The sequence below is a fragment of the Vibrio sp. 10N.222.55.B11 genome, from assembly GCF_041473705.1.
Classification (GTDB): domain Bacteria; phylum Pseudomonadota; class Gammaproteobacteria; order Enterobacterales; family Vibrionaceae; genus Vibrio; species Vibrio crassostreae_C.
Genome location: NZ_JBFRST010000092.1, coordinates 1 through 10,853, shown reverse-complemented (window position 1 = coordinate 10,853; position 10,853 = coordinate 1). Strand labels below are relative to the sequence as shown.

The 10,853-nt window shown below is 41.2% G+C and carries 12 protein-coding genes; 3 read left to right on the top strand and 9 right to left on the bottom strand.

What is annotated here, in order from left to right:
• Positions 1 to 96 precede the first annotated feature (96 nt).
• On the top strand, positions 97 to 1,032 hold the full coding sequence (locus tag AB4503_RS24115; RefSeq protein ID WP_132941243.1) for a hypothetical protein: 936 nt from the start codon (positions 97 to 99) through the stop codon (positions 1,030 to 1,032).
• A 486-nt stretch (positions 1,033 to 1,518) separates the two neighbouring features.
• Here the strand turns inward: AB4503_RS24115 and AB4503_RS24110 are convergent, their stop codons facing one another.
• From AB4503_RS24110 to AB4503_RS24080, 7 genes are all read right to left on the bottom strand, one after another.
• Entirely contained in the window at positions 1,519 to 1,698 is a 180-nt protein-coding gene (locus tag AB4503_RS24110) for a hypothetical protein (RefSeq protein WP_102472819.1), read from the bottom strand.
• Between the two features lie 416 nt (positions 1,699 to 2,114).
• Positions 2,115 to 3,563, bottom strand: coding sequence for an ATP-binding protein (locus AB4503_RS24105; RefSeq protein WP_372115830.1), 1,449 nt, complete (start codon positions 3,561 to 3,563; stop codon positions 2,115 to 2,117).
• A gap of 19 nt (positions 3,564 to 3,582) precedes the next feature.
• Positions 3,583 to 4,584, bottom strand: a complete 1,002-nt coding sequence (locus AB4503_RS24100; protein WP_372115829.1) for a DNA polymerase — start codon at positions 4,582 to 4,584, stop codon at positions 3,583 to 3,585.
• A 69-nt stretch (positions 4,585 to 4,653) separates the two neighbouring features.
• Complete coding sequence (locus AB4503_RS24095) at positions 4,654 to 5,409, bottom strand: hypothetical protein (RefSeq protein ID WP_372115828.1); 756 nt, start codon at positions 5,407 to 5,409, stop codon at positions 4,654 to 4,656.
• 281 nt (positions 5,410 to 5,690) lie between these two features.
• On the bottom strand, positions 5,691 to 6,845 hold the full coding sequence (locus tag AB4503_RS24090) for a hypothetical protein (protein WP_372115827.1): 1,155 nt from the start codon (positions 6,843 to 6,845) through the stop codon (positions 5,691 to 5,693).
• A gap of 154 nt (positions 6,846 to 6,999) precedes the next feature.
• A complete protein-coding gene (locus AB4503_RS24085; RefSeq protein ID WP_372115826.1) occupies positions 7,000 to 7,173 on the bottom strand; it encodes a hypothetical protein in 174 nt (57 codons plus the stop codon).
• A 299-nt stretch (positions 7,174 to 7,472) separates the two neighbouring features.
• Positions 7,473 to 7,739: a hypothetical protein gene (locus tag AB4503_RS24080; protein ID WP_102544240.1), complete on the bottom strand. Its 267-nt coding sequence runs from the start codon at positions 7,737 to 7,739 to the stop codon at positions 7,473 to 7,475.
• Between the two features lie 234 nt (positions 7,740 to 7,973).
• Here AB4503_RS24080 and AB4503_RS24075 point away from each other — a divergent pair, with 234 nt between their 5' ends.
• Complete coding sequence (locus AB4503_RS24075; protein ID WP_017102550.1) at positions 7,974 to 8,846, top strand: YafY family protein; 873 nt, start codon at positions 7,974 to 7,976, stop codon at positions 8,844 to 8,846.
• Positions 8,847 to 8,889: 43 nt separating this feature from the next.
• Here the strand turns inward: AB4503_RS24075 and AB4503_RS24070 are convergent, their stop codons facing one another.
• Entirely contained in the window at positions 8,890 to 9,318 is a 429-nt protein-coding gene (locus AB4503_RS24070) for a DUF2787 family protein (protein WP_132941240.1), read from the bottom strand.
• A 15-nt stretch (positions 9,319 to 9,333) separates the two neighbouring features.
• A complete protein-coding gene (locus AB4503_RS24065) occupies positions 9,334 to 9,819 on the bottom strand; it encodes a hypothetical protein (RefSeq protein ID WP_372115825.1) in 486 nt (161 codons plus the stop codon).
• Between the two features lie 208 nt (positions 9,820 to 10,027).
• Between AB4503_RS24065 and AB4503_RS24060 the strand changes: the two genes are divergently transcribed.
• Entirely contained in the window at positions 10,028 to 10,807 is a 780-nt protein-coding gene (locus AB4503_RS24060; RefSeq protein ID WP_017086965.1) for an AbaSI family restriction endonuclease, read from the top strand.
• Positions 10,808 to 10,853 lie beyond the last annotated feature (46 nt).

Sequence of the window (10,853 nt, the reverse complement as noted above, 5' to 3'; positions counted from 1 at the left end):
AGTTGGGGGGAAAGACAGGACCTATATATAAAAAGGAAACTCTACATATCAATATACTATGCATATCTTTGACTAAGAAGATAAGTTACTGAAATAATGAGCACATCTCCTACTATGAAAAATATCACAATGAACGATATAACGACGATTGAGTTTTATTACGACTATAAAAAATCACGCACAGACCTGTCGAATGTTTTCAGGGCAATGGCGGACTATGTAGAAGCATATGAAATAGTTGAAAAAGCTATTGTGCGAAACTTAAATATTGATGGTTATGATGGATTAAAACTTCATTCACTTGAAGAGGGCAGTATAAAAAATACACTGACTAGCTTTTGTAAATCTTTCTTAGCCAACAGTTCTACCGGATTACTTGATGAGTTTAGCGGGGAATCTGACGGTGACTCAGCTTCATATTACAGAAGTGTAGAAGAGCGCCAAAACGATAAATTTCGAACGGAATGGCATAGAGATGAGAGTTTCCAACAAGCAATCAATGATAATCAAATCAAAAGAGATATAGCAGACGACTTTTTTTCAGGCAAACTACAAGCCATTACAGACGTAGATATTGCTGAAGCTGCAAAAAAAATGTCTAGTGGTAATAGTAAGAGAAAGTCTGGAGAAAAGTTCTCTATAACCGCACAAAATGATGACCATTTTGGTCCTCAAATATCTGTTGATAGCGACTTCAAAGTATCAAAGAGTGTTGGCGCTATCTTTAACTGCAAAACCTTTGATCACAATGGAAAGGAAACTGTTCTTATCATTAAGCCAGTTCAAGAAGGTGATGATAAGTGGCTAGTTCGAAACTCACAAACTGGCTTGGTATATGAGGCTCCTATTTTAGATAAAACGTTTATAGATGAATATCAAACCAAATTCCAATGGCTGATATCTATGAAAGTACACTCTCAATATGAAGTCTGGCGACATGGGAAAGACACAAAAGTAAAAAACGCAAAAATCCACAAAGTCTATGACCCATATTGGGCTACTCAGTATCAAAATAGGCTTCTAGATGACTAAAAACATCAGGAGTAAAGGTCTCAATGACGAAGAGATTTTTGCTAGAACAAATGTATTGTATACGTTATTACCCCTTGGGCTGATGGTAGCAATCAAAGTACTGGTGATGTTCCAGTCACCAATCATGTCATGGACACAACTATGGCCCGGACTATTTCAATCTGGAGATTGGTCACTAGCAAGTGGAATGGTATATATATCTATATTGAGCGGAATGTCAGATGCTTCTAATGGACGTAGAGTTGACACTCTGAGAGTAAACTATAGAACATTAAAGCTTTTATCTTTAATGTTGTTCAACTTTGTAGTCTACTTTTGCGCATCAGTTTTCTCATCCTCACCAGCTGTACCTTGGATTCAGCTAATTTTATTCGTTCATGCTATATGGATGTGTTATCGGTACCAACGAGATATTTATTTAGTTAAAGCAGGGCGCGGAAGATACACCCAAGAATAGAAAAGGGACCGTCGAAGGTCCCTATCTCACTACCTCTTACTATCTGGCGTTCTCTTTACTTTCTCCCACTTATTTCCAGACTTTGTTGTCGGTGGAGCGGCTTTATTGTCAGCAATTGTCGCATAGTTATTTGTCTGCCCTCCCCTAGGGCCAACCTCTCTATAAATACCACCATCTTTTCCAGTGCTTTCACCTGGCTTTAAAGACATAACACTTCCTCCCTAACTCGTATGGCATGAGTTCGAACAGTAAAAACAACCATTCGATTTAAAGTAAACCTTTTTAGCAGCTTGTACTGCAGGACTGCACGAAGCAAAGTCACCCAAATAATGCCTATTGTGCTCCAATGGCATACGAGAACAACCGAGTTTATGAACCTCATGATCGCCATTAGCTTGCTGATTTTTATTAACATAATATCTTGCCATAGTTACCTCTATATTGATTAAAAAACCAATATACAACCACACACCCAATCAATGTGTGACACTCCTTTAAGTATGCAAAAAATAGAAAACATAAAGCTATTGTCGTCGACGTACACCACCAACCGTCAACGCCGCCACTAGAAAGCAAAAAAAAATCCGGTACCAGTGACCAATGCCACCGATACCGGATATGATAATTAAATTAATGGCTTATCTGAAACCATTATGTAACGCTCTGCCGCTCGACCAAACTTGAAGTAGATGCCATTGGCATTCAAGCTTGATTCTTGACCCTTAATCTTAGCTGATAGTGCAGCTGCTCCTTTAGGAAGATACTGACTGTCCTCATGCTCTTGTAGCTTGCTAAGCAGTTGGGATGGCTTACCTTTCCATGCCTTACCGCCTAGCTTTTTCACCATGCTAGTAAGGGCTATAGTTAAGCTATCATCGACCATACCCGATGCCATTAAAGACTCAACATTCTTCTCATACACCTTTTGCAGTTTACCCTCTGGCAACTTCCAGACACGTTCTAGCGCACCTATCCACTTGGCATAATCCATCATGCGAGCCTCATGTATAACTTCAACATCTGGCAATATTGCCAATGCTTGAGATGCAAGGGTGAGTAAGGCACCAAATATCTCTGGCATAGATGCTTCTAAATCAGCTTTAAGCTCTTGCTCTGGACGTCGATTACCTTTCTTCATTGGCTCCAAATTGACACGAAGACAGCGCGAAGCTAAGTCCGATTCCTTAACAAAGTCATGGATACCGTTTAGTACTAGTGGACTGTGTAGCTCAAACATCGTCACTTCTGCTGTCTTATACAACGTTCGCTTCGTCATTGTGCCCTTAGTCGCTACAGTACAAAGTAGATCACTTTGTCGCTTGGTTAAGCTTCGAAGATTATCAATAACAACCAAAGACATACCGTTGATGGTCAATACAAAATCGCTTTGCTTCGGAAAAGCCATTGCTGAAACAGCACTTGGGTCTAACAGACCACGAAGCACGTTGTTACAGAAGAAGCTCTTACCTGTACCTTTCTCACCTTGGATCATCAGAATAGGATAAGGAACACCTTTTACCTTAGGATGCGCCATCAAGTAGGTCATATACGCGACTAGCAAAAGAAAGGTGTCCTGATCAGTTTTAATGAAATCTCTAAGCTTCTTCAGAGCTGATTTCATATCAACACAAGGTAGCTTTGGCGTCACCATTGGCAACTGAAAACTTGATCTCTGAAAGTACAACTCTTCGTTGCTGGCTGGCATGCTATCCAACACATCAACACCTTGAGCACTGAGCTGAACAATCTGACCATTAGAGAGGTCAATTGTTACAGCATCGGAGGAAGGTGCCATACCATAGCGAATCTGAGGCTTAATCAATGGCTGTTCATGCTCCCACGCGATAGCTTTGACCTCTTCAAACGCCTCTTTCACAGACTTTCCAACTAATCTCAGCTCAACACGCTTAGCGAACTTACGAAGCATTTGCTCACCTCTATCCGACTCAAGCGGAATAGCTTGCTTTGACTCCCCCGTATGTTCAATCAAGTATGGAGTACGTGACTCATCTTGCTTTACTACACTAGGGGTAAACTGCTCTAAAAACTCTGCGACTACATTTTTCTCTGCCATTGTGAAATCTCCTATAGATCTATTTTTCTTGGGCATGCTGTGTCAGATCAACTGACACATTCAAACTAAAACCATCAAGAACATCGGCGGCGGCGCATCGCAATGCGTTCACAGCCTTATCTCTCTGGTCTTCAAATTGCTCTTGTTCTAGCCTCACCAAAAACGAATCGTGATTGGTAAGAAGAAGCGGAATATTGGCTTCATCAAGCCTTTGGCATGCGCGACGAAGTATGTCGGCACCTGCTGCTTGAATCTTCCAGTTGCGAAGGGAAAGACGCTGGTCTAAATCTGAAACGGCATATTGCCAGTCTAGAGACCGAGCGATACCACAATGCCGAATAGCATCAGCGGATTGGTCAAGATATTGATCTATTGGCCAAATGAGCTTTGATAGCTCAACCAACAACACCTTAACTCGACGACGTGAAACACCTATCTTTTCAGCTAATGCACGATGACCAATGCCATATAAACAACCAATAAGCAGTTGCTTACATTGTTCACGGCTAAGCTGAATACCAGTAAACTGAATGAGTTTCTGGTAAATATCTTCTCCTTGTTCATACCAGCTCAAGAGTGGCTGACAACCTGCAAAATGCGCGGCAATCATTGGTTCTTGTTGCTTGTAGTCAAGGAGAACATAGACGCTACCTTGGGGCGGATTGAGGACTGACTTCCAATACTGCTTAGGCACCTGATTCAGAGATGAACCAAGTACGTGATCACGACCAGTTTTAGCGTGAAAAGCAGATACGATAGGACAATACCAATGTCCTTCCGTATCAGCCCTCAGCACCTCAACAATACCTTGATACTGCTTTGCCACGAAGTGGCTCGTACCCGACTTTTTCTTGGAGTACGAACCAATTCGCTTGAGCATTGCAGCATGGTTGATTCGAATCGCTTCCCTACCTTTTAGATGTTCTATATGCCGAGTAATTCGGCGTTGAACATCCAAAGGAGGCAAACTCGATACACCTTTAACTTGTAGAGCTACGGGCTTAGGAAGCCAACCCTGCACTGAGTGAACAATCAGCTGTTTATTCAGCGCATAGGTTTGAGGCTTAAGACCATAGCGTGCTATTGCAATTCAAGCTGCAATCTCATCGAAATCCAAGTCATCAAAATCGATACTGTCTTCAATCTCAACGTCTTCTAACTCATCAATCTCTTCAAGTTCCTCAAGTGGCTCAGGGTCATTAGAAAAGATGCCATGCTCAGAAGGGTCATACGGTCTCTTGTCGTCGGCGTCGGTATCCACCTGATTGCTTTCGGTATCACCGCCGTCGACGTCAACCAATTCACCTTGATTTTCCAACATAGCTTGAGCGATTGGATGCTCCAAAGAATCAATATAAAAGTCACCTCCAAACGTCTCATCAAAAGCTTTCTCCACAAGAGACATATCGATGTCAAATGGAGCGATATCATGCTCAATCGAATAGCTATAAACACCAGCTTCTTTGTTACGTTTTACCGAGATAACCTTGCCTTCATCACTCACCTTCACCGCATCTAGTTTGCTGCGGTTCCATGAGTTAGAAGGATTGCCACTCAGTAGAACAAAGCGAATATCGTTTTTAGTCGTTTGTAGAACATGAAGTACCTTTTGAGAGACTTCTTTTTTCGGCAAGGACTCCGCAATATCTGCATCTACATAATATGTAAATTTAAATCCTGTCTCGTCATCGTATCGCTCAACTGTAAGTAGTTTCTGCACTTCAAACTTAGCCATGAATGGCACACCATCAGAGGGCATCATGTTCGACAATGCGTTGCTTGGTATTTCCGCTTTGAAGTTAGCTACTTTTTCTGCTTGCTTTGCTAGATTATTAAATAGACTCATCTTATTTCCCCATAGTTATCAATTGAAATTGATGCTTGATTTAGCATCGCAATGGGCAACGTTGTTGTTACCCATTAAGTTACTAAATCCGAGTTGCAGAACTTTGAGCGTTCCTTCCAAATTGTTAAAGAGCGTTTGAGAAGGTCCCCCCCCTCTCTCGATGGTTTGCATTAAACAGCAAGTCGATATCGGTATCTGTCATTTGCGCTCGGGTTTGTTGAGACAAAAAAAAAAGGAGAAGCATTGCTGCTTCTCCTTGAGTGGATTGAACGAGGTTATTGTTAAGCTTGGTCTTTACTGCTAGCTCGGATTTGACTGTGAATATAGCCTTTTTCTTGTTTATTATTGTTCCAAGCTGAGAAGTTGTTTTTTAGATCAAGAAAACTAGCATTTACGATTTCCTCATCCGTCAATTCACTATCTTGATCACCTAATTGCTGCATATCAGACATATAGAAAAAATCATCATCTCTTGCGATATCATCAGCAGCTTGGGATAAAGTTAGGTCATATCGATTAAGGTAAGCATAAAGCCATGCTTTTATGAATAACCACCGATACTGTGAACGAAGATCTTTAGATTTAGCGAATTTATTTTTACTAATTTCTTTGTAAATAAAGTCTGTTGGCGACGGCGGCATTTCTGCGCGCATACTCAACTTATTGACCAGAGAGTGGGCAAGAACAACATCGATATACCTTGGAAGAGTCAACGCAAACTCTTTCGTCACATAAGATCTTGACTTAATAGCAAACTCTCTAGTTTTTTTCTGCTTCAACCTCACTCTTACCCAGTGCTTTAAGTAGCCAAGAAGATGAGACTCTCTTGAATTCATATAATCTTGTAAGAGCAATTTGGCCAAAACACCGTATCGTCCATGCGTGTCCAAGGTGCTCAGCTCTCCATGTTCTAGCTCATCGGATTTGGATAGCTCCCATAATTGCTCTCCAATCAGCTGACACTCATTAATGATCCATTGCTGCAAATCAGCATCGGTATGTCTTTTACCTTCAAGGATAAACTGACCCACCATGCCGAACCAAACATAACAGCACCGCCCAGCCAATTCAGACAAGTCTTTGATTAGCTGAGACTCCTTATCTTGAGCTAGTTGCTCAAAAGCATTTTTAACCTTTTCAACTCCTTGCCCCTTCTTTCTCCCATAAGGTTTTTCGAGAAAATGCTGACAGTCCAATAGATAGTTATCGACATGTGGATCATTAAATAAGGAAAATGCAAAAGTACAATATGGATCATCGCTACCGGGATACGGCCCGTATTGGAATGCCTTTTGTGAAAAGTCTCTGTGTTTATAGCTTGGTCTGTTTTCAGCTTTTTTCTTAAAGCGTCGGTACCAAGGGTGGTAATCAGCAATTAACCTCTCAAAAGCATCTAGATCTGGATCGTCTTCAGCAATCTTAAAATATTCTGCCATCAGTACACCTCACTCTGATTCATTGACGTAGGGTGCATTGTACAAACTGGAATTATTCGATAAAGCAATAATTTATCGTCGTCGACGTATTGTGAGCCGACGTCGACGACAACAAAAAAAGCAGAGGTTATCCCCTGCTCACCTAGCTTATCCGTCAATCATCAATAACTTCGTTTGCGACGACACCAATGACGAAACCAGCGATACCGCCGATTAGTACTCCATATGGACCATACCTAGCACCAATTGCAGCACCGACTTGAGCCCCACGGATACCAGCGTTCTTTTTTGATTGGGATGATGATTGTGAGAATGTTTTACTTTGCATACTTCCCTTCCTCTTTATATAGATATGAAAAAGGGCCATGCTCAATGAAGAACATGACCCTTTGGAGTTTTTGTTAATGCCGCTTTAGTGAGAGTGACCGCACACCTGACAGCTGCCATCATCATAAGCACGTTCACCACATGCAGGACAGGTTGTAACTAGTGTTGTAATTGATTTAATCGCCATGTTAAGGCTCCTTGTTGTTGGTTGATTGAGTGTTGCGAAGCTCATTGATACCTCAGCCTAGAGAGTTCCAATTTCGAAACTGAGATATCGTGAGCCAAGCTCCGCAACAAAATTTATTGTGCTTTACCTTTCTGGGTATCTGGGCCGCATTTCGCCGTATCAGTGACATGACCATTCATGGTTCCACAGACATCCGCTTTCCATTGCACGATGACACCGTAAGACGCTGTATTCTGAATACCTGCCTTGCCATTCCATTGAGGCTCTAGCAGCTCTTTCATTTTCGAGATATCGCCCGGATTACCACCGAACGTGCCACCTGCAAATACTGAAGATGCGAATAGCGAAGTTAGACCTAGCAGGATGATTGGTTTTTTCATTTTTGTTTTTCCTTGAAGATTGCATGCCCTCTTTCTAAGAAGACATCTGTTGATTAGTTTGAAGGTGTGGACTGACAGGTGGTGTCAGTTGGTAAAATTAATTTGAGGAATAACGGCAGGGCTTAGGTTTCGTGGGCTATGAAACCTATAACAAAATCGGTCACTTACTCATGACTATCGGGAAATAATGATGACTGACACTACCTGTCAGCGAATCAGTACATCATTGGTGATATGAATAAGAGTGAGAAGTTAGCCTACCGATTGAGTCAGATACTTTCCCGATTACATTCAGGAGAGAAACTGAGCCTTATCGACTTACAGCAGGAATTTGGAGTACATGAACGAACTGTACTTCGAGATTTCAGTCGACTGGCATTTCTACCTATCGTAAGAGAGGATGGATATTACTTCTTAAAGCAATTAGATCATCGTAACCCTAAAGCTCATTTAGCTCTGAACTCCCTATCGAGTATGGGAGTAGATAAGTTGTTTCCAGATAGAGCAGTCATGACTCAGGCACTAAGCCATAAGACACAATCTATTCTGTTCCGTCATTTACCTATCGAAGATTCCAGTCACTTTCAGACAACATTACGTGTCATTGCGAACGCTATTCATCAGCGAAACACTCTAACCTTAACGTGTCAGCGTCGTCGTTATCATCGGATTGAGCCTTACCAACTCATTAACGAACATGGGATTTGGCATTTGGTTTCAGTACTTAGGAACCAGTCATATTCGTTTCGAGTATCGGAGATTACAGAGTTAGTTCAACACGATGATATTTACACTCCCTCCCCTAGCTTCAACGAGAAACTAATCAGAGAAGAATTACACTGGAATACTCAGGGTATTGTAGAGGTCATCGCACAGGTAGGTTCTAGTCGAATTGATGATTACCAGAGGTCAGAACAACCTATGGCAATTCAGGTGCTGAAAGAGTTGGGTTATGGCTCGACACTTATAAGCATTGAGACATCAGATATTCACGCATTAATGCCAGTCCTCAAATCTTGGCTACCTGATATCGATGTAATTTCTCCATCATGGGTAAAACAAGCCTTGGTTAGAGATGTTGAAACCTACCTAGCGACTTGTTCATGAGTAGGTTTATCGACGGCGTCGTCATTACGTCGACGACGACACCCTAATCTATCGAAACTTCTATCTCATCGAAGCAGTCCATTCCGACGTAGCTTAGGAAATTGGTTTCCCACATCGAATAGAACTCAGCGACACTGGATTCAATAATGGGAACTTCACCCATGTAACGGATGTAAGCCACACCATGACCAAAATCAAAGTCGATTTCTTTCTCAAGTTCAGGCATCAATCCACAGTAACTAAAGTCAGTGATGTAGTCGAAAATCCACTGGTCGTTAAGTCTAGTGATACGAATCTCGACAGGGTGATACCCTCCACTTTCAGGACAGTAAGCACGTTCTCGAAAATTGATGGTTACAGCATGGGTTGACGGGGTTAGTTTCTTAGAGCGATCAATAACCATGTTAATTACATCTTGAAGGTCGGTACTAATTGGTAGCACTAGACGCTCTTTATCGAAGACTAAATTCATAATGAGATCCTTCTGTTATTTTTTCTGGGTAGGTTTGATGTGATTAACGAGATCGAGAAGCTCCTTTTTCCTATCTTGGTATTTCTCTGAAACGATATGTAAGTAGATAGACGACTCAGCTTTCACGGCTAAACCTAGACCACGAACGATAGCAGCACAGAAGCCCTGGTTGTTAGCGGAGCCAGAAGAATAAAGGGATTTGTAGACCTGACTTTTCCATGGTTTATCACCCTGAGATTCGATAACCTCGAATAACTTAGAGCATGGAACCCATTGTTTTGAATGTAACCCTGCCCCTCCTGTCTGCCCAGCAATCCGGAAGTAGAGTTGTTTATCCTCAATATTTTGAGCAATCTCGTAGAGAACTGTCCCTTGATATTTTGAACCTAGTTTGTCTGCTTCCCCTGATTTGAGGATGTTCGAGAATGGATTGTGTTTTGACGTGGCTTTAGATGCATCAGCTTCCGTTGGTGCTTTGGTTTGATTGACCTTTTGGTTCATAGATATTCCTTCAGTTTAGGTATGAAAAAAGCCCTTATGGATGTTGGTCCATAAGGGCTTACTCTAGATTAATAATATAATTTTGATTCAGAGTTTATTACTTATTGATTACGTAAGAGAAAAGCATATTGGAATATATCGCATGAAGGTAATCATGGTGATAATATTCACATTGTAAATAATCTAACTAAATGAATTAAAAAGCATTATGAGCACTCCTGTAGAGAAGTTTATTTTTAACCATACTAGAACCAGCCACAAGCGCTGGGAATCTATTGTTATGTATTCATTACATTACGCATTGAGAGATGTAAAACTACTCTCTCAATATCCAGTTGAGCAATACTATATCGATGGATATTTTCCTGACTTGAAGCTTGCTGTGGAAATTGATGAACCCTTTCATGAAAGGACAAAAGAACAAGACGCACTTCGAGAAGAACGTATCAAAGCCGAACTCGGCTGCGAATTTTTCAGAATAGATGTAAATAAACCAGTTTATGAGCAAGTTGACGCATTAGTTGACAAAGTAAAAGCTCTGTCACCACCCAAATGGGAGGTCAAAGAAAGATCGGAAAAGAAAAATAGCGGTGAATATTCAAAAAGTAAGTTTGAAAAACTTCAAGCTGCTAATGCTTTCGAATTTTTGGATAATATTCAAGAAGAGATAGAACAAATGGGTATCTCTGTCGATACAGAGAACTTGAATCCAAACACCCTACCAAGCAATGAAATGATCAGCTTCAATGTCGAGTTTGGAAAACTACAACTAACAGTCTTTACGCGCAGTAGCTGTAAACCCAAAATCATCGTCAATGACTTTGATGAAGAAACCCTAAACCTGCTAGGCATAACGTTAACGGGGCCTACAGGTACCAGGCCACCATATTGGAAAATTGTCGGATTGGAAAAACAGCTTACACGTGAGCAGACTATATCTTATCTATCTAATTTGGCTCGAAAGTATAGTACTTTAGAGAACACCTAACTCGCTAGCTTAATTTCCTGTCCGGTTCCTGTCTTTCCCCCCAACT